The following is a 22,257-nucleotide window of genomic DNA, read 5'->3' on the forward strand; positions in this document are numbered from 1 at the left end:
GGTGGAATTCTTTGTGAAAGGATGAAATTACTAGTTGGTAATTGTGTAGTATCAACAGCGTGGGCTTTTAGTGGATTAGAAAATATGCTGCTGAGTAATACAAGTATACTCAGCGGTAAGCAGGACACTATAAGATTCTGAGGATATTTATCAATCATCACACTGGACTATTTTTTGTTAGGAATTATGGGATTATACGGGGAGTGCTTCAGATGTGAATTTTACTTCATGTTTTGCCGCTAAAGTTGATATTTTGGGCAAATCTCAATTTAAAAGCTAAATCATCTGGTTATTGCAGACTTAAAAACATTGATGGTGTTCAAACTGCATAAGCAAGCAGATATGTTGGAATTATTTGTTGCTGCAAGAGAAATAGACTTAGTACAGCACGGCGTGTAAATCCACCTACTATAGCAGTCCTAAGTCATTTGTAAAAATAAATTAACCGCAGAGGCGCAAAGAGCGCAGAGAGAGGAATTGGAGATTTTCACGACTCATTTAGGATTGCTATATCTCAATAGACCTCTTGCAAAAGTCAAAAAATCAGGAATGTCATTCTGAGCAAAACGCAGTGGAGAGAAGAATCTCACTACTCTGTTTCGCTCCGCTCCGCTCAACATGACAATTTAAATTTATTCAAGAGGTCTAATTAACAAGACTTGGGGCAAAATCCCCTTGTTAAAGGTGGATATAACTGACGCAACAATGTACTAAAGTATTTAAATGAATCAGGGTTTTGTGTATGGCGCGATTTAGGTTACACTTATTACTTCAGAAGGTAAGCAAAAAGATTTAGAGCAAAGAAAGTGGTATAATGGCATATTAAGCATTATCAAGTTTATTCATCCTCTAATCCATTTTGAATATGGTTCAAAGATAAAGCTACATGTCACCTTGACAGGGCTACTCCTAACTCCTAACTCCTAACTCTCTACTCCTTAATCCCCACTTCCTTTGGAGTATAAAAAAAATAAGTATCTAGATTTGACTATAATTACTGAAAACATCCATCTTTTCGCTAGCAGTGAGTGAATCATAATTTAAGTTAGCAACACCCGAACGTTAAATCAGTAAAAAGTTATCAGGCGGATGGTAGGGGATTTAAATCAGTTAGCAGTTCCCAGTGTTCACTGATAACTGTGTGTTAGGGGCTTAAACCCAGCAACAAAACTGATAACTAACTGTTAGAGGGGTTGCGCTGATTGTCGGTCAAGTTGAGAATAAATAGGCGAAGCACACAGGGAAACTAACGTGAGTCAAGAATTTGATTACGATTTAGTAATTATAGGCGCTGGTGTAGGCGGACATGGCGCAGCCTTACACGCCGTAAGTTGTGGTCTGAAAACAGCGATTATTGAAGCTGCTGATATGGGAGGAACCTGTGTTAATCGGGGCTGTATCCCTTCTAAAGCGCTGCTGGCTGCATCTGGACGTGTGCGGGAGTTACGCAATGCCCACCACCTCAAGTCGCTGGGAATTCAAATTAGTAGCGTGGAATTTGATCGCCAAGCGATCGCTAATCATGCTAATAATTTGGTATCAAAAATTCAAGGCGACTTAACCAACAGTCTCAAACGTCTAAAAGTCGATATTATCAGGGGTTGGGGAAAAATCGCTGGAGCACAAAAAGTCTCTATTACCGGAGAGGGTGGCGAAAAAACGATCACGGCCAAAGACATCATCCTTTCGCCTGGTTCAATTCCTTTTGTGCCTCCAGGGATTGAAGTAGACGGCAAAACTGTCTTTACCAGCGACCAAGGCGTTAAGTTGGAGTCGCTACCAGACTGGGTGGCGATTATTGGTAGTGGTTACATCGGCTTGGAATTTTCTGACATTTACTCAGCTTTGGGTTGTGAAATCACCTTGATTGAAGCCCTAGATCAGCTAATGCCAGGATTTGACCGCGACATTGCCAAACTTGCTGAACGGGTGCTGATTACTCCCCGCGATATTGAAACCAAAGTAGGGATATACGCCAAAAAAGTCATCCCAGGTTCACCTGTGGTGATTGAGTTAGCAGATTTCAAAACCAAAGAAGATGTAGATGTCATCGAAGTAGATGCTTGCTTAGTAGCTACAGGACGCATTCCGGCGACACAAAATCTTGGTTTAGAGTCTGTGGGTGTGGAACTTGATCGGCGGAATTTTATTCCAGTTGACGATCGCATGGCAGTGCTATCAGCTGGTGAAGTAGTGCCGCATTTGTGGTCAATTGGCGATGCTAACGGGAAGATTATGTTGGCACATGCGGCTTCTGCTCAAGGCATCATCGCGGTGGAAAATATAGTTGGGAGGGAAAGAATAGTAGACTATCGCAGCATCCCCGCTGCGGCGTTTACCCACCCAGAAATCAGCTATGTGGGCTTAACGGAAACCGCAGCTAAGGAGTTGGGACAAACCGAAGGGTTTGAAATCGCCACAAGTAAGAGTTACTTCAAAGGGAATTCCAAAGCGTTGGCTGAAAATGAAGCCGATGGTATTGCCAAGGTGATATATCGCAAAGACACAGGAGAAGTCTTGGGCGTCCACATTTTCGGACTGCACGCCTCAGACATAATTCACGAAGCGTCAGCCGCGATCGCTAACCGTCAATCTGTCCAAAGTCTCGCACATCTAGTTCACGCTCACCCGTCACTTTCGGAAGTGCTGGACGAAGCTTATAAACGAGCGATCGCTATCTAAAAGTTAGGAGTGAGAAGTTAGGAGCGGAGCCGGAGACGCTCCGCCTCCGGTGAGGAGTTAATAACTCATAACTCCTAACTCATAACTCCTAACTCATAATTCCTAACTCAGCACTAATTATGCAAATCCGTCGCCGTTCCCCTAACCCAGCTATTAATGTATCCATATTACGTTATCAGGCTGTCATGCCTGATGCAGCGCCAAACAACATCTTGGAGGAAATTGTCTGGCAGAAAGAAGTAGAATATGACCAAATGCGGGAAAAGGTTCCTTTGCAGGAATTGCAGAAGCAGGTACTTAGTGCGCCGCCAACCCGTGATTTTGTCGCCGCCTTGCGCCAAGGTAAGACTAAGCCAGCATTGATTGCAGAAGTTAAAAAAGCTTCACCGAGCAAAGGCGTTTTCCGAGAAGATTTTGACCCGGTAGCGATCGCTCTTTCTTATCAGCAAGCCAAAGCAAGTTGTCTTTCTGTGCTAACAGATGTCAAGTTCTTTCAAGGTAGTTTTGAGAACTTAGCCAAGATTCGGGCTGCGGTAGATTTGCCCCTACTGTGCAAAGAGTTTGTCATTTATGCTTACCAGATATACTTAGCGCGGGTTCACGGTGCAGATGCTATTTTGTTGATTGCAGCTATCCTGAGCGATCAAGATTTGAAATACTTTCTCAAAATTGCTAACAACCTGAAAATGGCAGCCTTAATTGAAGTTCATAGTTTGGCAGAACTTGACCGTGTGTTAGCCTTAGATGGGGTATCCTTAGTAGGAATAAATAATCGTAATTTGGAAGATTTCTCTGTTGACTTGCAAACTACTTGCCAACTTTTAGCTGCAAGGGGTAGCCAATTGCAGGAGAAAAACATCCTTGTTGTCAGTGAGTCAGGACTACACAACCCAGATGATTTGAGTTTGGTGCTTACAGCAGGTGCATCAGCTGTACTCATTGGAGAATCATTGGTAAAACAACCAGATCCCGGCGCTGCGATCGCCCATATATTGCCGAAGAATTTCTGAAAAAACACCTCCCCCGCCCCCTTAGTGCAGGGCAACTAACCACACTGAATTGTTGGGCAATTGGGCACACTATGCGTAGATACGCAGCACTTTGCCATCAAATATGATCAATATCTTCACCAAATCTTCATTGCTAATCAAATTAAAACCATAAGCAAGTAGTTATTTATTATGTAACAATCCATTTACAAGAGATAAATTTTTACTAATACAAAATTCCGAATATGAAATCAAAATTTAACTTCATGGAGCAAATTCCTCTACCTTCACCTATTCACTACGAACTTATACTTCAACTTTTAGAAAGACAAACCATGTTAGCGGTAAATGATAATCCAGATTTACGGCATCAGGTGAATCAGCTAATTATTACTCTCCGCAAAGCTGTTGTACAACAAAAACGACTAGAAGAAATTTGCGAATTTTCCTCTGTTACAGTTGATCACCGTTGGTCGATCAACCATCATAACGGTAGCAAAGTTGTTGTCCCCGATTGAAGCTGATAACTTAACATTTCAACCTCAAATTTGGTATCTTTGTTAAGTTAGCTTACCACCATCTGAAAATGTAATACAAATGTCTGCTTCCTTATCTTAGATTTTAATTCCGGATGAGGGAGCATCTATAAACGTCTATAAACAGCTGCAAAGATATCTTGGTAGGGACTGCCGCGATGCGTTCAAAATCAGAGTGTCCTTGGCTGAGATAACCGGATTGCGATCGCCAGTTGACTGTTGAACTCCTTAAACTCGCTGATTTAATAACTTTTACTATTTTGAGATTTTGTTGTTGTGAGGGCAGTTCTGGAATTGATCTTTCTCTGGCGGCGGAGTTGTCGTTGCCAAATTCGCGGTAGACAAAGCTTTCCCTCTCTTGGCGGCAAAGCCGCCAGGGTATGCATTTCCAGCCAGAGACTGGAAACGAGATTTTACGAGGTTTATAGCTTAAGTTGACACTAATGGGCATTGCCATGCCCCTACAAACGTATTTGTATCATTATTAATCTGAAATGGTATAAAGCACCGTCCGAAAGTTTTGGTGCGTTTGAACTAATGTCCATAACGCACGCTACATATACTTAGATTTTTTCACGTAATCAAATCGGGTTGTTATAGCAAATATTGGATGTAACAGCCGCTATAACTTCAATTATTTTCATTTTACTAATGCATCTTCCCAATTTTATATTCATAGAGCAATGTATATTACTTTCTTTAGCTCATTTCATAAAATTATACATAGCTTTTTTACCTAAAGACTAAGTTAGATTTTTATAATTTCTACAATAATTAATGTTGTATAAAATAACTGTTATCTTAACAATAATTTAAGCTCTGAAAAAGTTGATATTGATTTATCAAAAATTGTAGATCAGCTAAAATAATTATGATATTCTCTCTCGAATTGGACGAAAGATGAAATATAACAGCATTGATGAACTATTGAGAAATAATCAGGCTTGGGTTACCGAGAAACTGGCTTTAGACCCAACTTACTTTCAAGAATTATCTAATGGACAAACACCACCTTTTCTATACATCGGGTGTTCTGATAGTCGTCTGGCATTAACAAGATTTACCGGTACAGAACCAGGAGAGTTATTTGTACATCGTAATATTGCCAATCAAGTTTCTTTAACAGACATTAACTTTTTAGCTGTTTTAGAATACGCGATTTTACATCTTGGGGTGGAACATATTATCGTTTGTGGTCACTACGATTGCGGAGGAATTAAGACGGCTTTAGAAGGGAGAACCATCGGAATTCTTGATAACTGGGTAAATCCGATTCGAGAACTATATTTACAGAAACAAGAAGAAATTGATGCCTTGCCAACAAGAGAAGAACGTCTGAATCGTTTGGCGGAGATCAATGTTGTGGCGCAAGTAAAAAATATTTACCAAACTTCCATCATGCGTCAGGTACTCTATGAGCGAAAAGCGCCTATGGTTCATGGCTGGGTACTAGATATAAGCACTGGGTTAATCAAAGATTTGAACGTCTTAACTAAGCAATGGCAATTGCACACTTGCCCTTTGCTTCTAGAGTTTAGACTCTACGCCATGTTAAAAAATGATAGTAATTTCGGTATTTAGCGCCATAGAAAGTTATACTTTAGAGACATGATTGCTCGTGTCTTTAGAGTTTTTATTTTAAGTAAAAAAATAGTTACTTTTTCGCTACAGTCTTGTAATACCTTCGGCAAACTTTTGAATAAGAATGTAAAATCCACAATTCAGAATGCTCTTTTCTAAATTCTTGCTCAAAACTTTGCAGATATCCAATTTTTAAGCATTTTTTTAGAGGCAATTTATGAATTGCCTCTGTCGAGATTGGTACACCAAACCTCCACTTACAAAGAATTATTTCTTCAAAATTATCCACACTGCATGAATAATCCCAGGAATATAACCAAAAAGTGTCAAAAGTATATTAATCCAAAAGTCTACACCAAAACCTACCTGCAAAAAAACACCCAAAGGCGGTAAGAAAATGGCACACAAAAGACGAACTAAATCCATTTGAACCTCCTATTAATCTCACAAAAGACAGCTTGTCGGTGAAGTTATTCACCACTGCTCAAGTATATTTCTACCTCTTAAAGATAACATTGCCCCTCTCAATCTAGGTCACAGTTGAGAGCCGGTAAACCGCGCTTAAGATTAGCCACCGCTGATTTTGGCCTTATAACCTAGTTTGGTTAAAATCTCGACAATTTTCTGCTTGTGTTCGCCCTGAATTTCAATTTCGTTATCTTTAATTGTCCCACCTGTGCCACACTGGGTTTTCAACTGCTTCACCAAATCTGCCAAAGTTTCTGGTTTGGCTTGAAAACCGCTAATCACCGTAACAGTTTTGCCTTTGCGTCCTTTGCGGGAAGCTTGTACTTTGAGATTTTGTTGTTGTGAGGGCAGTTCTGGAATTGGTCTTTCTGTGGCGGCGGAGTTATCGTTGCCAAATTCGCGGTAGACAAAGCTTTTGTCAGAAGATTTGGGATTGGAAGAAGACATAAAATGAATGTTTAAGAAAAATTTCAAAGGCAGTGGAAACTTCTACGCAACCATTCTGCTCGGATATCAATTTCTAGGCTAACATCACAAATCCATTCCAAGGGATTTAAAGGAATTGGGCATTGGGCATTGAGTATCAACGAAGAATTTAGTCCTTAATCACCATTTTCCATATATGCCTCAGACTTTTCTATAATAATAAAGTCATTCCCGTCATCAAAATTAGCTTGTGACTACCACTCCCCTATCTCCAAGTTCAACTGCTCAGGTTCCCGATACGCTAGGCCGCTTTGGACGCTTTGGCGGTAAGTATGTACCTGAAACGCTCATGCCTGCCCTTGCTGAATTAGAAACAGCTTATCAGCAATACCGCAATGATCCTGGTTTTCAAGCAGAACTACAGCAGTTGTTACGGGACTATGTAGGACGTGCCACACCATTGTATTTCGCTGAACGCCTCACCGCTCATTATGCCCGACCCGATCGCACGGGGCCACAAATTTTCTTAAAGCGCGAGGATTTAAATCATACTGGCTCTCACAAAATAAATAATGCCCTTGGTCAGATATTGTTGGCGAAACGCATGGGCAAGCAACGGATTATTGCCGAAACTGGTGCTGGACAACATGGAGTTGCCACAGCCACAGTTTGCGCTCGTTTTGGGCTGGAATGCGTAATTTACATGGGCGTTCATGACATGGAACGCCAAGCTTTGAATGTGTTCAGAATGCGGTTGATGGGGGCAGAAGTGCGTCCGGTGGAGGCGGGAACAGGAACGCTCAAAGATGCCACTTCTGAAGCAATCCGCGATTGGGTGACAAATGTGGAAACAACTCACTACATCCTGGGTTCGGTAGCAGGGCCCCATCCTTACCCAATGATGGTACGTGATTTTCATGCAGTAATTGGTCAAGAAACTCGCGCCCAAGCAATCGAAAAGTGGGGTGTATTGCCTGATATTCTCTTGGCTTGTGTGGGTGGTGGTTCCAATGCTATGGGACTATTCTATGAGTTTATCAATGAGTCTTCTATCCGATTTATTGGGGTTGAGGCAGCAGGAGAAGGTGTCAATACCGAAAAACACGCAGCAACCTTGACAAAAGGACGTATTGGTGTATTGCACGGAGCAATGAGTTATCTCCTGCAAGATGAGGATGGGCAAATCATTGAGGCACACTCAATTAGTGCGGGGTTAGATTATCCCGGTGTCGGTCCAGAACATAGTTATATGAAGGATACTGGTCGCGCCGAATACTATAGTGTAACGGATGCAGAAGCTTTGGCGGCATTTCAGCGATTGTCGAAATTGGAAGGAATTATCCCGGCATTGGAAACAGCCCATGCGATCGCCTACCTCGAAACTCTATGTCCCCAACTAACCGACAGTCCCCGGATTGTAATTAACTGCTCTGGACGCGGCGATAAGGATGTACATACAGTAGCCAAGTTATTAAATGATGCGTAAATGTATATCCAATTTTTGAGAGGAAGCAATAATAGATCAACAATTCCAACACTCTATGCTACCGCAACCCACTCACGACGAGTTGGCACGCCTAAAACTTTGTGCATCTGACTATATCGGCTACTGAGATTGAAGCTTACGAGCCGGATGCCAAAGTAACTAAGGAACGGGAACAGTGGCGTGCAGAATATATTGCGCGGGTGTTGCGCGTGGTACAGGAAGAGTTAGAAACTCTCAACCAAAGCTAGTCGCCCAAAAGTTTTAGTAAAAAAATTTATGCCATTTACAGCAGTTTGCAAGTAAGTGAGGTACAAAAGGCAGGACTCAAAATCAGACATAAAGAGTTTTTACCTCCTGCCTTCAAACCCGTAGCTTTGTACTTCATGCAAAAGAAAACTGCTGTATATCTCATATTTCACAGTTTATTCAGTATTAATCCTTAGTAAATTTATCTCTTTCTGTTCAAAAATAGTTCATGATAATTAGTTTTGCTAAGTATTAGTACTGTCAATTAGTAGAAATTTTTGATTGTTGTTTAACCATTATTAGCCAGATATTGGAAATATTCGCGTATTACAAAATGAAGTGCAGAAAGGAGTTTATCTATAAATAATCATACTAATGGTAGATGGAAATTTTTTATAAATATGAAAAATTTTTTGTAAAAGCGTGAATTTAAACGTTTGCTGGTAGTTTTTGAACATAAAACCCCATAAACAGAGGTATATAGACCGATAACCAGTTTGTCATATTGACACTAGCTTAGTTAGATTGTCTGTAACTTTAGTTACAGCAAATGATTAAAACAACAATTTACGGACTTACTTTAAGCACCATTATTCTCAATAGTGGTGCGATCGCTACTCCGGTAACAAATCCAACTTTTACCACAAAAAGTTCGTATGTATCAAGTGATACTTTTAAAATTGCAGCATCTAGGATAGACACTGCTGCTCTAGAACAGTCGGTTTTCAACCAAATTAATAACTACAGAGCTTCCCAAGGGCTACCAGCGCTAACTCGTAATTCTGCCATCGAGAATCAAGCCAGGATTCACAGTCAGAACATGGCTAATGGTACAGTTCCCTTTGGACATACGGGATTTTCAGAACGTGTTAGAGCAATCGGTATTCCTTACAGAGCAGCTGGTGAAAATGTTGCTTACAACCAGGGATATAGTGATCCTGCCACAATAGCTGTTCAAGGCTGGCTCAAAAGTCCAGGGCATCTAGCCAATATCAAAGGTAATTATGAGAAGACGGGGATTGGTGTCGCTAGCAACAGTAGAGGCGCAATCTACTTCACACAAATTTTCCTTCGCTGATAAATTTGGTAAAATTTAGGTTTTGTTTTCTCAAATTCCCCAGACTTCAGCCTGCTAGCAGGCTGAATAATGTAGTTTCAATGACATTTGTCTATTGAAGACTAGATTATTTTTTTAGTAATTGATGAAAATTCTTAAATTATCAGTAAAAATAACCGTGATTTCATGAAGCTTATTTATTGAAGTATTGACAATTGGAAATGATTGTTTATACTTCCTGTACAACGATGTAGCCAGATTGCCGAAATTCATCAATCCTTAATAGGATCATGGTATATATTGTTGGAACTATAGGGTAGAGTAGAAGTCATCTCTACACATTATGCAATTCTCCATGTTCCGACAAACTGCTTTTGGCATCGCTTTAAGTGCGCTTGTCCTTGCTAGTGGATTAACGACTGTTCCGAAACCAAATTATCTTTCTACAAATACATCCACCCGTAATAAGCTGTTGTCACTTTTTTCCAGTCAGGTTGCAATATCAACTCCTACTTTTAAAACTACAGAGTTAGAAAAATCAGTTTTTGACGAAATTAATCGATATCGGGCTTCTAAAGGACTGCCAAAGTTGACCATAAATGCAAATATCACTCGACAGGCAAGAATTCATAGTCAAAATATGGCTAAAGGTAAAACGCCATTTAGCCATCAGGGATTTGAACGGCGAGTCAAAGCTATCCCTATTCGCTACAACAGTGCGGCGGAAAATGTTGCTTTCAATCGGGGATATAGCAACCCTGTAGACAAAGCTGTTACTGGTTGGATCAACAGTCCGGGACATTTAAAAAATCTTAAAGGAAATTATAACCTGACTGGAATTGGCGTTGCTACTAATAATCAAGGCGAAGTCTACCTGACACAAATGTTTTTCCGTACTAGGTAGATTTAATTTCTGATTTTTTTGCACAATAATAATCTAGTGTCTGACAATTGACACTCTCCCACTAAGCTACACTGTGGTGGGAGATTCTTGTTTCAAAGAAAGTGTGCTTCTTAATACAATAACTATGGGCATCGCTTGTGTAGATGGGAAGTTGCTTCAATAACAGAGGTAGTGATTACACTTAGAGAAAAATCTAGTTTTTATGTGTGGGAGTATCTTGGTCGCTGCTGGTAGTAGCAGGCAAGATGGGGAGCATCTCACTTTTGAAGTCAAAGGTTTCCCAGCTAATGTTATATAGCACTGTTCTTTGTTCTGCCAGGGTTGATTTGACAAGCATATTACAATACTTATTCCGTAGTAAAATCACTGTATGATACTTTAGTGGCTCCTGCAAAGAATCCAGATAATTAAATTGTGCCAACTATTAGCAAGATATGTTGCTGATATTTGGCACAATTAGTGTCTGAATATTTTGTAACTTTAAGCAAGGAAACCCGCAAAAAAGTCCAGAGTTTCTTTTAGTGCTTTGATGAAAACATCAATTTCCTCGCGGGTGTTGTAGAAAGATAAACTTGCTCGTGCGGTTGCAGCAAGACCTAAGTAACGGTGTAATGGTTGAGTGCAGTGGTGTCCAGAACGGATGGCAACGCCTTCTTGATCTAATAATGTAGATAAGTCGTTAGCATGGACTTCCCCGGCGGTGAATGACGCAAGTGCAGCCCTACCTTCACCTTTAGCATTTGGTTTAGGACCGTAAATTCTAATTTGGGGAATTTGCTCTAATTGTTGGAACAAATAAGCTGTTAATTCTGCTTCGTAGGCGTGGATTTTATCCATGCCGATACTGCTAAGATAATCTATCGCAGCCCCAAGTGCGATCGCTTCTCCAATTGCAGGTGTACCAGCTTCAAATTTATGCGGTAATTCTGCATAGGTAGAATGGTCTAAATACACCTCTGCAATCATCTCACCACCACCAAAAAATGGTGGCATTGATTCTAACAATTCCAACTTGCCATACAAAAATCCTATCCCAGTTGGGGCGCACATTTTATGACCGGATGCTACCAACCAATCACAATCTATCTGCTGCACATCGACAGGGTAGTGGGGGACACTTTGGCAAGCATCAACTAAGAATTTAGCACCAGATTTGTGAGCGATCGCACCAATTTCTTTTACTGGATTAATACAACCCAAAGTATTAGAAATATGCACTACCGACACCAACTTTGTTTTGTCGCAAATCAGGTTTTTAAATTGTGACAAATCAAAAGTTTCTTCTGGTGTCAGTTCCACAAATTTCAGGACTGCACCCGTTTTTTGCGCCACCAATTGCCAGGGTACAATATTACTGTGGTGTTCCATCACCGAGAGAATAATCTCATCTCCCGGCTGCAAATTGTTCATTCCCCAACTGTAGGCTACTAGGTTAATCGCCTCACTTGCATTGCGGGTATAAACGATTTCCTGACGTGATGCAGCATTAATGAATTTAGCAACTTTGTCTCGCGCCCCTTCATAAGCATCGGTAGCTTTAGCACTCAGGGAATGGGCACCTCGATGCACGTTAGCATTATATTGTTCGTAATAATCCCGCAGGGTATTTAATACGAACAAAGGCTTTTGCGATGTCGCAGCATTATCGAGATAAACTAAAGGTTTCTCGTTAACTTCCTGATGCAAAATCGGGAAGTCAGCACGAACTTGATCAGCAAGGGTTTTGGTAGGAGTGAAAGTCATTGGTAGATTAGTCAAACAATTTGGGATTTGGGACTTCGGCTACGCTCAGTCGAACGATTTTAGATTTTAGATTGACTCCACAGAATTTTGGATTGAAGATTCAAAATCCAAAATTTAAAATCTAAAATTTTCTCAAGAGTCAGGCGATATGGACTTAAGATTATTAACTATGTTTAAAAGGATTTTTCGCAGAGAGGGAATCGGTATTTTGTTGATGACTTCAGCAGCGAAGGCGTTAACTAACAACTTCCGAGCATCGTTTTCATCAATTCCCCGACTTTGCAGATAGAATATTTCATCATCTTCTAATTGGCTAACGGTAGCACCGTGAGCGCATTTTACATTATCGGCAGTAATTTCCAGTTGGGGTTTAGTATCAACTCTAGCTTTCGATGATAGCAGCAAATTCCGATTCAACTGGGCTGCATTTGTCAACTGTGCTGGTTTGGGTACAAAAACTTTACCATTGAATACCGCATGAGCGCGATCGCCTACAATACACTTATGCAATTGCTCACTTGTACCGTGAGGATGATTTAGTGCGATCGTACTGTGAGTATCCTCTAACTGCTTACCAAAAATCATCGTCAAACCGTTGAGAGTAGTTTCTGTCTGCTCACCAGTTTGCAAAATTTCTAAATTGTGCCGCGACAACTTCGCGCCTAAATTTATCGCATTACAAGTATATCGACTATCACGAGCCTGCGAGACAGATGTTTTACCAATATGAAAAGCCTCTGCACTTTCTTGCTGAATTCGCGTATGGTTAACCTGGGCATTTTCCTCAACCCAAATTTCTGTAACTGCGTTAGTAAAGTGAACTACTTCCCCAAGTTCTATTTGATCTGGATCTTCTATGTTTGTTGGTTGATACAGATAATCTTCAATGAGCGTAACACTACTACCAGATTCAGCCACTACTAAAGAACGAGGTTGTGATAGTATCGGTGAATTACCAGGAATAGACAGGAATAGTAAATGAATTGGCGTTTCTACCACAACATTTTTTCCCACCCATACTACAGATGCATTTGTGAAAGCAGCGGTATTCAACGCAGTGAAGACTTCTTCCGTACCCTGTTCTTGGACTAAATAATTCTGTAGGCGAGAGCGATACTCTAAAGGAAATCCAGCTAAATCTTCCACCCATATACCTTCTGGCAAATCTGCAACAGATGACAGATCCGGCGAAAAAATTCCGTTGACAAACACCAACCTACTATCAACAGCTTCTGGTAAAGTCAGTTGTGTGATATCAAATTTTATAGACCAAAACTCTCGCGTCTCTAGATTGAATTTTACTTGCCGTAGAGACGACAGATCAGTAAATCGCCATTCTTCCTCACGGGTAGTGGGGATAGTTGAGTGACGGACAAAATTAGCAGCGCGATCGCGCACTTGTTGTAACCAAGCAAATGTTTCCGGCTGAGGAACTTCCTCGAAAATCAATTCCTGAAATTGATTTAACAACTCACTCAGGTAAGGATCTCCATTTACCAAGGTGTTGGAAGCCTGATTTTGAGATACTTGAATACTCATTACACACCCACCTCAGCAGCTGCAAATTCTGCTAGCACCCAATCATAACCGCCAGACTCCAATTTTAATGCCAGTTCCTTACCACCACTGGTGATAATCTGTCCTTGTGCCATCACATGCACAAAATCAGGCACAATATAATCAAGTAATCGCTGGTAGTGGGTAATCAAAATTGTGGCATTTTCTGGACTTGCCAGTTGATTTACCCCATTCGCCACAATCCTGAGCGCGTCAATATCCAAACCGGAATCAGTCTCATCCAAAATTCCCAACTTTGGTTCTAGCAACGCCATTTGCAGAATTTCATTCCGCTTCTTCTCGCCACCAGAAAACCCTTCATTCAAACTCCGACTGAGAAAACTGGAATTCATCTTCACCACATCCAGCTTTTCCTCAATCAAATCGTCAAAATCAAAAGCGTCTATTTCCTCTAAACCTTGCGCCTTGCGACGAGAATTGTACGCCACCCGTAAGAAATCTAAATTGCTCACACCCGGAATTTCTAACGGATACTGAAACGCTAAAAATACACCACTTCTTGCTCGTTCTTCCGGTTCTAATTCCAGTAAATTTTGCCCCTGGAAAATCACCTCACCGCCAGTCACCTCATACGCCGGATGCCCAGCCAACACCTTAGAAAAGGTACTCTTACCAGAACCATTCGGCCCCATAATCGCGTGGATTTCACCCGATCGCACCTCAAGATTCACACCTTTCAAAATCGGTGTCCCATCAACATTAGCCGTCAGATCCCTTACTGACAGCACAATTTCACTATTTTCAATAATCATGTTGTCTCTCTTCTTTTTTGGTTCGTAGTCGGCGCTTTAGCACTTTTTACCAACGCTAAAGCGCCGACTACAAGCGTTAATCTTTTCAGTTCGTAGCGATTTTCCAGCACTATGCTGACTACAAACCCTATCCAACACTGCCTTCCAACTTCAAACTCAACAACTTATCAGCTTCCACAGCAAACTCCATCGGTAGCTGATTAAAAACATCTTTACAGAAGCCGCTAATCATCATCGAAATTGCATCTTCTGAGGAAATACCCCGTTGAGCGAAGTAGAATAACTGATCTTCGCCAATCTTGGAAGTAGAAGCTTCATGCTCCACCTTGCCAGTGTTATTTTGCACCTGGATATAAGGGAAAGTGTTCGCATGGGCATTATCCCCAATCAGCATCGAGTCACACTGAGAATAATTTCTCGCCCCTTTTGCCGTCGGGTTGACTTTCACCAAACCCCGGTAGCTATTGCTGGATTTACCTGCGGAGATTCCTTTAGAAATAATTGTACTGCGGGTATTCTTACCAACGTGAATCATCTTACTGCCGGTATCGGCTTGCTGCATATGATTTGTCAGCGCCACCGAGTAAAACTCACCTACAGAGTTATCACCCACCAACACACAGCTGGGATATTTCCAAGTAATTGCCGAACCTGTTTCTACTTGAGTCCAGGAAATCTTGGAATTTACGCCCTGACACAAACCGCGTTTGGTGACAAAGTTGTAAATACCGCCTTTACCGTTAGCATCTCCAGCGTACCAGTTTTGCACGGTGGAGTATTTAATTTCGGCATTGTCGAGGGCGACGAGTTCCACAACGGCGGCGTGCAATTGGTTGCTGTCATACATCGGTGCGGTGCAACCTTCGAGGTAAGAAACATAACTACCTTCTTCGGCGACAATCAAAGTCCGCTCAAATTGTCCCGTATCACCAGAGTTGATGCGGAAGTAGGTAGACAGTTCCATTGGGCATTTAACGCCTTTAGGAATGTAGACAAAGGAACCATCGCTAAATACGGCGGCGTTCAAGGCGGCAAAGTAGTTGTCAGCGATGGGAACAACGCTACCCAGATATTTTTTAATCAGTTCTGGGTGTTCTTGCAACGCTTCCGAAAACGAGCAGAAAATAACGCCGTCTTCTGCTAGCTTTTCTTTAAATGTAGTAGCGACAGAGACGCTATCGAAAATCGCATCGACGGCGACATTTGCCAGTCGCTTCTGTTCCGAGAGGGAAATGCCTAATTTCTCGAAGGTTTCTAAAAGGGTTGGATCGACTTCATCCAAGCTGTTTAGTTTTTCCTTCTTGCGTTTTGGCGCTGAGTAGTAAATGATATCCTGATAATTGATTGGCGGATACTTGACATTCGGCCAAGTTGGTTCAGTCATTTTTTGCCACTGGCGATAAGCCCGGAGGCGAAAGTCCAGCATGAACTGCGGCTCGTTCTTCTTAGAGGAGATCAAGCGGATAACGTCCTCGTCTAGTCCACGCGGAATAGTGTCGGCCTCAATGTCTGTGACAAAGCCGTACTTGTAGGGTTGGTTGACTAAGGATTTGACAGTGGCACTCATCGGTAATAATCTCTAGTGTTCGGAACTTGAATCTTTATAAGGATGGGAGTTGGGCTTTTCTTTAGCCGATTCCCATCTCGCGTTACGGAATGGTTACACGGCTGCTAGAATAGTGGTGGAGAGTAAAACAACAGTTTTGTTGTTTAAGGTATCTTCATTTTACGCTAAATTAACAACAACAATGTTGTCAAAGTGAAATTTTCAAAGAAATTTTTGGGACGTTCGCTGAACGTCTTGCAGCAACTATAAGATGGCGACTACTCACCAGTCCTCAACCAAGCAAGATATCCTAGAGTATCTGCACAAACACGAAAAAGCAACGGCTTTGGAGCTAGCTGAACTTTTAGACGTTACCCCCCAAGCGATTCGTCGCCATCTCAAGGATTTGGAGACTGAGGAGCTAGTTTTGTATTCTACATCAGTACAGGCGGCAGGTATGGGGCGTCCGCAGCACCTTTATCAACTGAGTCGTCAGGGACGCGATCGCTTGCATCGAACAATGAGCGATCGCTTTGGTGATGGGCACGGCAATTTTGCGGTTTCGCTGCTAGACACCTTAGCCGAAACGATGGGACACGAACAATTTAAATCAATTTTAGAGAAACAATGGCAGCGCAAAGCCCTAGAATACCGCGATCGCGTGGGTAGCGGTTCACTGCGGGAACGTGTAGCCAACTTAGTAGAGTTGAGAAAAGCGGAAGGCTTCATGGCGGAGTATCACCCTGTTGATGTGAATGACTGCTTCGAGAGCGATCGCTTTATCTTAATGGAGCATAACTGCGCTATTTCCAACGTTGCCGAGTCTTTCCCCAGCATTTGTGGTCACGAATTAGAAATGTTTGCTGCCGTCTTACCTGATTGTACCGTAGAACGCACCCACTGGATTATCAACGGCGAACATCGTTGTGGCTATTTGGTACAAGCTCGCCAGCAAAATTCTCATAAATAAATTCGGTTTTACATTTAGCTTCGGTAATCGATAATACCTGAATCGCAACTACCCATCATCAATAATCAACTAATTTTGAGATAGCGTTTATGGACGTATTACCACAGCAACCATCAGCACAATTTTTAACCCTGGAAGAGTCGGCAAAAGTAGACGCGGCTTTGTTGTCTTCCCCAGAAAAATTTTTAACAAGATTGACAATTTCATCACTTAAGCTTTTGAAGCATATTGCCCAAGAGTACGGTGTTGCTATAGAAGATGTGACAGCACAGCAACTAATTTCCTGGTTTGAAAAAGATGGTAAGATTCGACGTGAGCAGGGAATTGAAGCTTCATACCTGAAATGGTGAACTGTGGTAGTAAAGTTTTCGTTTGATTAACTTTTAAAAAATAGCCATGCATAATATCCCGCTTCTAAAAAACATTTCTATTGCTTAGAAGCAGGATATTAACAGATAAAATATGTTGACAATTTTGCTGATCTTAAGTCACTATTTACTAGTAATTTCACTGTCTAAAAAATGATGAAATTCATGCATTATATAGAAAAAATATATGAGATTTTGGCAAGTTTAGTTACGGTGGTTCGTGTCCTCCCAGTGGTATCCATCGCTACTTTTTTAAACTTTATGCCACAGATAAAAAGTTAGGTTTGACAGCTAGTGCTAACAAAAGCCAAATTTTAGCAACGGTAGAATTAATTGGATGCTACAAACGCCAGCCTTAAATAATAAACAAAAAGCACCTTTTTCAAGATGCTTTTCAAGTTGATAATATTTTGTTAGTCAAACAATTTTTTAAGGATTGTAATTATTAGCCCGAGGACTACGAGATCCAGTTACGGCTCCAATCATTGAGGCTATTAAACCCAACAAAGAACCAAACACAAACCACCACAATCCCGAACGTAAATTACCTGCCGCTTCACGAGCTTGTTGGGCACTTATGTTTGCTTGTGGTACATTAACACCACCTTGCTGTTGTACCTGGTTTATGACTGCGCCAGCGTTGGAAGCAGCAACACCAAAAGCACCAGATACTCCACTTGCTAGCAACCACGAGCTAACTGCCAAAGTTGTTGCCCAAAGAATTGCGCCGTTAAGGAGAGCTGTATTGCGGTTCATCGGCCCACAAGCACGGGCTGTAACCCAACCACCAGTAAATAAGGAAATTAGTAAAGCGATAGTTGACCAAAGCCCCGCATTACCCGCAGCGTTAGGGGCAATTGATCTCGGTGCACCTGAACCTTCAACTGTGCCTGCCGCAAACGCACCAATTATAGCGCTCAAAATTAATTGGGTAGCTAAGGAAACCAACAAACCAGAAATAATCGGCCCCCAGCGAACAAGATCATGATATTCACTTACTCGGCCTGCTACCACAGGGCCAGTAGGAATAGTGTCATCACCTGTCCGATTTACGTATGACATAGCTTATGTTCTCCAATGCTGTTTCAGCAAAGTTGCTGCTCAGGTATATTCATGTTTATACTTAAGATTAAATAGCTAAATCATCTGTTTTTATATCTATCAATAGAAATATTTAATAAGTCTATCTTTAGTGATAAAAAACAGACTTACTTAACAAATTTTAATAAAACTTAGGATTTATTTTTTATTATATATTAATTAATTGTTTTTTCAAGATTCTCTATATAAAATAAATAAAAATTTTAAATTACAATACAGTTATTAGCTGCTATTGTAACTTAGCTTTTATTTTATAGGAAATTCAACTTCATACAAAAGTTTGTAAACCTGATCAAAAGATACTAAAAAACTAATTAGACAACCAATAAAATATTAACGCATCTTGACTGCGGTGCCTGTGGCAGTAATCAGTAATAGGACTCCTGACTGGTCAATATTAATTGTGCCAGTATCAATTTCAATCCCAATCACAGCATTTGCTCCTAAACGTTGTGCTCGTTCTTCTAATTCTTCTAGTGCCTTGCGTTGACCCTGCTCAAATAAACGCTCATAGCTACCAGTGCGTCCACCAATAATATCTCGAATACCAGCCAAAAAATCCCGCAAGAAATTACTGCCGTAAACTACTTCTGCTGTCACAATGCCTAAATATGACTCAATAACGGCTCCTTGAATCACATCAGTGGTAGTTATTATCATAAATTAGCCTCCCAGATAGCATATAGGTTAATATTTATTATTCAAATCCTCTAATCAGTGTAAATTTATTTACACATCCATAATTAGCCTGCGTTGAGATAGGTTTGATAAACATACTCTCACGCAATTTTAGACTGCGATGCTTTCAGCAGGTACGAAGTGCCATTGCAACTGCACTTTCACTTGTAGTATTGTCCTAAAAATGAATCAGGATTTGAAGGAGCATTTTGCTTTTTGAATTTATCTTATCGTGTAATGACCAAAAAAGGATGTAGATAATCGATAGAGAACGACTGCTCGCAAAGTGTGCGGTTTTGCTAAAGGTAGTATAAAGAAAGGAAAATTAGATACACAGTTAGCAAGTTGTTAAGTTAAATACTCAATAGGAATTAATATTCAATAATTTATCGGATTGGCGTATCACCTATTGGTTTTTGAGGATTTACACGTATAACTACTGATAAGAAAGAGTGTAATTTTGGTGTTGTCCTGAATTTATCTGTAAAGTAACATCATTTCAGCATTTATACTTCGCATTTCATCTTCCAGTCAAAACTCTGTGATATAGCACTGATTATAGTGAATGAACTATGAATATCTTAATTCATACGAATAAATACAGTTTTCAAAAGTCCATATTTTTGTTTTAATGTACAAGAAAAAAAGTCCTCTAAAATTTCAGGAATTTTACTGTGTACAAGCCAACATCATTTGTGTTTAGTGTGGTGTTACTAGGATGTTTTGCCTTCAGCATACCTTCAGTGGCTCAGGCTCAGGTATTAGTGGCGCAAGGCAAAAACCCACAATTAAAGCAACTACTAGAAGACGGACGGAGGTTAGTGGATACCGGCGATTATGGTGGTGCGATCACTGTTTATCAGCAAGCAGCTAGCCTAGATCCCAAGAATGCTAAAATTCATTCAGGTATTGGCTACTTGTACGCTCAACAGGGAAATTACCAGGCGGCATTAACAGCTTATCGTCGGGCGATCGCCATCAACCCTAACAATAGTGATTTTTACTACGCTGTAGGTTACATCAAAGCGAATTTGGGCGATACGCCTGGGGCAAAGGAAGGCTACCGTCGGGCCATACAGCTGAACCGTAACAATGTTAACGCCTATTTAGGATTGGCTGTGACGCAATCTCGTATGGGAGACTATAGTGCTGCTACCTGGGCATACGAGCAAGCAATCGGCTTGGATAAGAACAATGCCCAGACTTATGAATTGATGGGTTCGATGTATAAACAGCGACGACAAACCAAACAAGCGAACAGCTTCCTTCAGAAAGCCCGTGACTTGTACAAGCGGCGCAATGACTCAGATGGCGTCAACAGGGTAGAAGCCATGCTGCGACAGTTAGGAGGATGAAGTTAATCTAACTGGCGTCCCGTTAATTCCACAAAGATATCTTCCAAGTTAGAGGGACGCACCATCATTCCGGTTTTATCGGGCTGTTCATTCAAGTAAACATTTGCTGCTTTCAGGAATGGGAAAAACAAATATTCCCAGCGACGAGCGCTATCACTTCCCACTTCAGACACACCCAATTCCTTGATCACCAAACCTTCACTGTGAATTGATTAATCAGTAATTGTCGCTGCGGGTTGCTAATATGATGTAGCCTCCCGTGCAGTTCCAATATTTTCAACTTAGATGATGTCGTTGTCAGTCTAATCCCTGATGAAATTAGGATTTTGCAGTGCGGATACTCAGATATTTAGTTTTTAAGTTTTTAATACACAAGTTTTCAGCTAAATTCAATAATTTGATATTAACTGATACCGATTACCTGTGAGGTTGATCCAAAACTTGGGGCTTAAGCCCCAAGTTTGACCAAGGTTGATTTTATGTAGTTTTACAAAGAATTGGGATGAAGTCGTCATCCACTATAGACGTACTTAATTATTCGTGAACAACAAGATTCCCAACTTCTGTAAAAAATCGGGAATCTGAGGCTTCGATTTGAACGAAATCAAATAGAATTCATCTAGCGATTTTGATAATAAGCCAAAATTTGGTTAACTCGTTGCCGACTTTCTAAACCAGAGTTTGCTGTCCACGAGATGGACAAGCCACCAATTTGACTTTGATTGTAATCAAACTGTTGGGATGACTGGGGAATTAAATCCACTTCTACCCCTTCGACTTGACGTAAATGAGCTGCTATCTCTCTATAGACAGCTAAAGGCAAACCAGGAAACTCAATTTTTTCCTTAATCTCCATCTTTATCAAGCTCCAACATTAAAAGAATTTAAGGGGGGCGTTGTCACTGAAGTAGGATTGCCGGTAGCAGATGCAGGTGACGGTGTTGAATTGACAGCCCCTTCCCCTACCATTTTGGCAACTTCAATACCATATTGTTCCAGAATCACAATGGGGTTGTAGCCCTGATTCATTTCAATCCGTTTAACCAGTACGCCATTTGCTAATCGCTGTCCCGCTTGCACATAGCGACTTGTCGGCTCATCCGGTACTTTGATAATTGCCTGCGGTTCCTTACTAATTAGAACTACACCAGTCACAAGAACTGCCCTTGCTAAGTCAGGTTGTGCTGGTGGTGGCAATACAGATACTAAAGTGGGGTTGGGGATAACTTGAGGCAAAACTTTAGGCAAGACTGAAGTCAAGGTATGATTGACTTTTTTTGGTACAGAAGCAATGTTATTTTTCTTCGGATTTAAAGGTATGCTACGTGCTATGGTGCGTGTTGGAAGTTTTCGTCTTGCTAGTGATGCAGTAGGTAGCTTAGGCAACACAGGAACAGGTCTTCCATATGTTTTAGGCATTCCGGCAACCGCCTGCCCAAAAATTTGTGCAAACGGGTCACTTCGGTCTTTTGATAGCACAACTAGCCGTGCCCGCTCTGTAGCATTAGTGGATTGAATCAAGTTAACAGATGCAGGAGTAACTAGTGAAACCTGTTTGGCAGGTATTACTGGATTGTTAAAGGATTGAGCCGCTGGGGGCGACTTTGCTGCTATTTTGGGAATCGGCGCAGGATTGATGGCTTGTTGTGTATCTTCAGAAGCACATCCAGCGATCGCCAAAGTTAAAATAGCTGCAATTGTAATTTTTGAATTTCTGCCCATGAGCTGTTCTCAAAAGCCATTGGAAAATTGAAAAGTGGAAATCAACATGCCTAAAATTTGGATCAAAGG

At 41.1% G+C, this 22,257-nt stretch carries 23 protein-coding genes and 2 pseudogenes; 12 read left to right on the forward strand and 13 right to left on the reverse strand.

The window, feature by feature from the left end:
• Window positions 1-1,251: 1,251 nt before the first annotated feature.
• The 3 genes from lpdA (at window position 1,252) to Q0541_RS12545 (ending at window position 4,189) form a co-directional block, all read left to right on the forward strand.
• The gene (lpdA, locus tag Q0541_RS12535) at window positions 1,252-2,682 is read left to right on the forward strand and encodes a dihydrolipoyl dehydrogenase (protein WP_298910595.1); all 1,431 of its coding nucleotides are present in this window, start codon (window positions 1,252-1,254) and stop codon (window positions 2,680-2,682) included.
• Window positions 2,683-2,801: 119 nt separating this feature from the next.
• Entirely contained in the window at window positions 2,802-3,692 is an 891-nt protein-coding gene (trpC, locus tag Q0541_RS12540) for an indole-3-glycerol phosphate synthase TrpC (protein ID WP_298910598.1), read from the forward strand.
• Window positions 3,693-3,937: 245 nt separating this feature from the next.
• A complete protein-coding gene (locus Q0541_RS12545) occupies window positions 3,938-4,189 on the forward strand; it encodes a DUF5340 domain-containing protein (protein ID WP_298910734.1) in 252 nt (83 codons plus the stop codon).
• Between the two features lie 103 nt (window positions 4,190-4,292).
• On the opposite strand, the gene Q0541_RS12550 is transcribed toward Q0541_RS12545, so the two are convergent.
• Entirely contained in the window at window positions 4,293-4,658 is a 366-nt protein-coding gene (locus tag Q0541_RS12550; RefSeq protein ID WP_298910601.1) for a hypothetical protein, read from the reverse strand.
• 449 nt (window positions 4,659-5,107) lie between these two features.
• Here Q0541_RS12550 and Q0541_RS12555 point away from each other — a divergent pair, with 449 nt between their 5' ends.
• Window positions 5,108-5,788 (forward strand): carbonic anhydrase, encoded by a 681-nt coding sequence (locus Q0541_RS12555; protein ID WP_298910603.1) that lies wholly within the window; start codon window positions 5,108-5,110, stop codon window positions 5,786-5,788.
• A 267-nt stretch (window positions 5,789-6,055) separates the two neighbouring features.
• Here Q0541_RS12555 and Q0541_RS12560 read toward each other — a convergent pair whose 3' ends face one another.
• Window positions 6,056-6,214 carry a YqaE/Pmp3 family membrane protein gene (locus Q0541_RS12560; protein ID WP_273768121.1) on the reverse strand — a complete coding sequence of 53 codons (159 nt, stop codon included), beginning with the start codon at window positions 6,212-6,214 and terminating at the stop codon, window positions 6,056-6,058.
• Between the two features lie 141 nt (window positions 6,215-6,355).
• Window positions 6,356-6,703: a translation initiation factor gene (locus Q0541_RS12565; protein ID WP_273768123.1), complete on the reverse strand. Its 348-nt coding sequence runs from the start codon at window positions 6,701-6,703 to the stop codon at window positions 6,356-6,358.
• A 229-nt stretch (window positions 6,704-6,932) separates the two neighbouring features.
• On the opposite strand from Q0541_RS12565, the gene trpB reads away from it, so the two are divergent.
• The 4 genes from trpB (at window position 6,933) to Q0541_RS12585 (ending at window position 10,375) form a co-directional block, all read left to right on the forward strand.
• Window positions 6,933-8,168: a tryptophan synthase subunit beta gene (gene trpB / locus Q0541_RS12570; protein WP_298910612.1), complete on the forward strand. Its 1,236-nt coding sequence runs from the start codon at window positions 6,933-6,935 to the stop codon at window positions 8,166-8,168.
• 101 nt (window positions 8,169-8,269) lie between these two features.
• Complete coding sequence (locus tag Q0541_RS12575) at window positions 8,270-8,416, forward strand: hypothetical protein (RefSeq protein ID WP_298910617.1); 147 nt, start codon at window positions 8,270-8,272, stop codon at window positions 8,414-8,416.
• A 548-nt stretch (window positions 8,417-8,964) separates the two neighbouring features.
• Window positions 8,965-9,492, forward strand: a complete 528-nt coding sequence (locus Q0541_RS12580) for a CAP domain-containing protein (RefSeq protein WP_298910619.1) — start codon at window positions 8,965-8,967, stop codon at window positions 9,490-9,492.
• Window positions 9,493-9,826: 334 nt separating this feature from the next.
• Window positions 9,827-10,375, forward strand: coding sequence for a CAP domain-containing protein (locus Q0541_RS12585; protein WP_298910621.1), 549 nt, complete (start codon window positions 9,827-9,829; stop codon window positions 10,373-10,375).
• A 193-nt stretch (window positions 10,376-10,568) separates the two neighbouring features.
• On the opposite strand, the gene Q0541_RS12590 is transcribed toward Q0541_RS12585, so the two are convergent.
• From Q0541_RS12590 to sufB, 5 genes are all read right to left on the reverse strand, one after another.
• Entirely contained in the window at window positions 10,569-10,712 is a 144-nt protein-coding gene (locus Q0541_RS12590) for a hypothetical protein (RefSeq protein ID WP_298910624.1), read from the reverse strand.
• A 143-nt stretch (window positions 10,713-10,855) separates the two neighbouring features.
• Complete coding sequence (locus tag Q0541_RS12595; protein WP_298910627.1) at window positions 10,856-12,118, reverse strand: cysteine desulfurase; 1,263 nt, start codon at window positions 12,116-12,118, stop codon at window positions 10,856-10,858.
• Window positions 12,119-12,250: 132 nt separating this feature from the next.
• Window positions 12,251-13,657: a Fe-S cluster assembly protein SufD gene (gene sufD, locus Q0541_RS12600; RefSeq protein WP_298910631.1), complete on the reverse strand. Its 1,407-nt coding sequence runs from the start codon at window positions 13,655-13,657 to the stop codon at window positions 12,251-12,253.
• Entirely contained in the window at window positions 13,657-14,448 is a 792-nt protein-coding gene (gene sufC, locus Q0541_RS12605) for a Fe-S cluster assembly ATPase SufC (RefSeq protein WP_298910633.1), read from the reverse strand. Before sufC ends, sufD begins: the two co-directional genes overlap by 1 nt.
• Before the next feature lie 127 nt (window positions 14,449-14,575).
• Window positions 14,576-16,015 (reverse strand): Fe-S cluster assembly protein SufB, encoded by a 1,440-nt coding sequence (gene sufB / locus Q0541_RS12610; protein WP_298910636.1) that lies wholly within the window; start codon window positions 16,013-16,015, stop codon window positions 14,576-14,578.
• Window positions 16,016-16,265: 250 nt separating this feature from the next.
• Here sufB and sufR point away from each other — a divergent pair, with 250 nt between their 5' ends.
• From sufR to Q0541_RS12625, 3 genes and pseudogenes are all read left to right on the forward strand, one after another.
• A complete protein-coding gene (sufR, locus tag Q0541_RS12615) occupies window positions 16,266-16,964 on the forward strand; it encodes an iron-sulfur cluster biosynthesis transcriptional regulator SufR (protein ID WP_298910639.1) in 699 nt (232 codons plus the stop codon).
• 89 nt (window positions 16,965-17,053) lie between these two features.
• The gene (locus Q0541_RS12620) at window positions 17,054-17,314 is read left to right on the forward strand and encodes a hypothetical protein (protein WP_298910642.1); all 261 of its coding nucleotides are present in this window, start codon (window positions 17,054-17,056) and stop codon (window positions 17,312-17,314) included.
• 221 nt (window positions 17,315-17,535) lie between these two features.
• A pseudogene (locus Q0541_RS12625) lies at window positions 17,536-17,691 on the forward strand (YbhB/YbcL family Raf kinase inhibitor-like protein); the annotation flags it as partial.
• 70 nt (window positions 17,692-17,761) lie between these two features.
• Here Q0541_RS12625 and Q0541_RS12630 read toward each other — a convergent pair.
• Together Q0541_RS12630 and Q0541_RS12635 are read right to left on the reverse strand one after the other, a co-directional pair.
• Window positions 17,762-18,394 (reverse strand): hypothetical protein, encoded by a 633-nt coding sequence (locus Q0541_RS12630; RefSeq protein ID WP_298910645.1) that lies wholly within the window; start codon window positions 18,392-18,394, stop codon window positions 17,762-17,764.
• Between the two features lie 372 nt (window positions 18,395-18,766).
• Complete coding sequence (locus tag Q0541_RS12635; RefSeq protein WP_298910647.1) at window positions 18,767-19,093, reverse strand: YbjQ family protein; 327 nt, start codon at window positions 19,091-19,093, stop codon at window positions 18,767-18,769.
• A 692-nt stretch (window positions 19,094-19,785) separates the two neighbouring features.
• On the opposite strand from Q0541_RS12635, the gene Q0541_RS12640 reads away from it, so the two are divergent.
• Window positions 19,786-20,466 carry a tetratricopeptide repeat protein gene (locus Q0541_RS12640; RefSeq protein ID WP_298910650.1) on the forward strand — a complete coding sequence of 227 codons (681 nt, stop codon included), beginning with the start codon at window positions 19,786-19,788 and terminating at the stop codon, window positions 20,464-20,466.
• A 2-nt stretch (window positions 20,467-20,468) separates the two neighbouring features.
• Here the strand turns inward: Q0541_RS12640 and Q0541_RS12645 are convergent.
• The 3 genes and pseudogenes from Q0541_RS12645 to Q0541_RS12655 form a co-directional block, all read right to left on the reverse strand.
• Window positions 20,469-20,609, reverse strand: a pseudogene (locus Q0541_RS12645) (ABC transporter ATP-binding protein); the annotation flags it as partial.
• A gap of 476 nt (window positions 20,610-21,085) precedes the next feature.
• Window positions 21,086-21,322, reverse strand: a complete 237-nt coding sequence (locus tag Q0541_RS12650; protein WP_298910653.1) for a hypothetical protein — start codon at window positions 21,320-21,322, stop codon at window positions 21,086-21,088.
• Between the two features lie 5 nt (window positions 21,323-21,327).
• Window positions 21,328-22,188, reverse strand: a complete 861-nt coding sequence (locus Q0541_RS12655; RefSeq protein ID WP_298910655.1) for a hypothetical protein — start codon at window positions 22,186-22,188, stop codon at window positions 21,328-21,330.
• Between the last annotated feature and the right edge of the window lie 69 nt (window positions 22,189-22,257).

Source organism: uncultured Nostoc sp., from assembly GCF_937863485.1.
Lineage (GTDB): Bacteria > Cyanobacteriota > Cyanobacteriia > Cyanobacteriales > Nostocaceae > Nostoc.

Coding starts and splice junctions, on each gene's coding strand:
- Q0541_RS12650 (WP_298910653.1), bottom strand. CDS start 21,322: ATGGAGATTAAGGAAAAAATTGAGTTTCCTGGTTTGCCTTTAGCTGTC.
- trpC (WP_298910598.1), top strand. CDS start 2,802: ATGCAAATCCGTCGCCGTTCCCCTAACCCAGCTATTAATGTATCCATA.
- Q0541_RS12620 (WP_298910642.1), top strand. CDS start 17,054: ATGGACGTATTACCACAGCAACCATCAGCACAATTTTTAACCCTGGAA.
- sufR (WP_298910639.1), top strand. CDS start 16,266: ATGGCGACTACTCACCAGTCCTCAACCAAGCAAGATATCCTAGAGTAT.
- Q0541_RS12630 (WP_298910645.1), bottom strand. CDS start 18,394: ATGTCATACGTAAATCGGACAGGTGATGACACTATTCCTACTGGCCCT.
- Q0541_RS12545 (WP_298910734.1), top strand. CDS start 3,938: ATGGAGCAAATTCCTCTACCTTCACCTATTCACTACGAACTTATACTT.
- Q0541_RS12580 (WP_298910619.1), top strand. CDS start 8,965: ATGATTAAAACAACAATTTACGGACTTACTTTAAGCACCATTATTCTC.
- Q0541_RS12560 (WP_273768121.1), bottom strand. CDS start 6,214: ATGGATTTAGTTCGTCTTTTGTGTGCCATTTTCTTACCGCCTTTGGGT.
- Q0541_RS12565 (WP_273768123.1), bottom strand. CDS start 6,703: ATGTCTTCTTCCAATCCCAAATCTTCTGACAAAAGCTTTGTCTACCGC.
- Q0541_RS12595 (WP_298910627.1), bottom strand. CDS start 12,118: ATGACTTTCACTCCTACCAAAACCCTTGCTGATCAAGTTCGTGCTGAC.
- Q0541_RS12585 (WP_298910621.1), top strand. CDS start 9,827: ATGTTCCGACAAACTGCTTTTGGCATCGCTTTAAGTGCGCTTGTCCTT.
- Q0541_RS12635 (WP_298910647.1), bottom strand. CDS start 19,093: ATGATAATAACTACCACTGATGTGATTCAAGGAGCCGTTATTGAGTCA.
- Q0541_RS12590 (WP_298910624.1), bottom strand. CDS start 10,712: ATGCTTGTCAAATCAACCCTGGCAGAACAAAGAACAGTGCTATATAAC.
- Q0541_RS12555 (WP_298910603.1), top strand. CDS start 5,108: ATGAAATATAACAGCATTGATGAACTATTGAGAAATAATCAGGCTTGG.
- Q0541_RS12655 (WP_298910655.1), bottom strand. CDS start 22,188: ATGGGCAGAAATTCAAAAATTACAATTGCAGCTATTTTAACTTTGGCG.
- sufC (WP_298910633.1), bottom strand. CDS start 14,448: ATGATTATTGAAAATAGTGAAATTGTGCTGTCAGTAAGGGATCTGACG.
- sufD (WP_298910631.1), bottom strand. CDS start 13,657: ATGAGTATTCAAGTATCTCAAAATCAGGCTTCCAACACCTTGGTAAAT.
- sufB (WP_298910636.1), bottom strand. CDS start 16,015: ATGAGTGCCACTGTCAAATCCTTAGTCAACCAACCCTACAAGTACGGC.
- Q0541_RS12550 (WP_298910601.1), bottom strand. CDS start 4,658: ATGCCCATTAGTGTCAACTTAAGCTATAAACCTCGTAAAATCTCGTTT.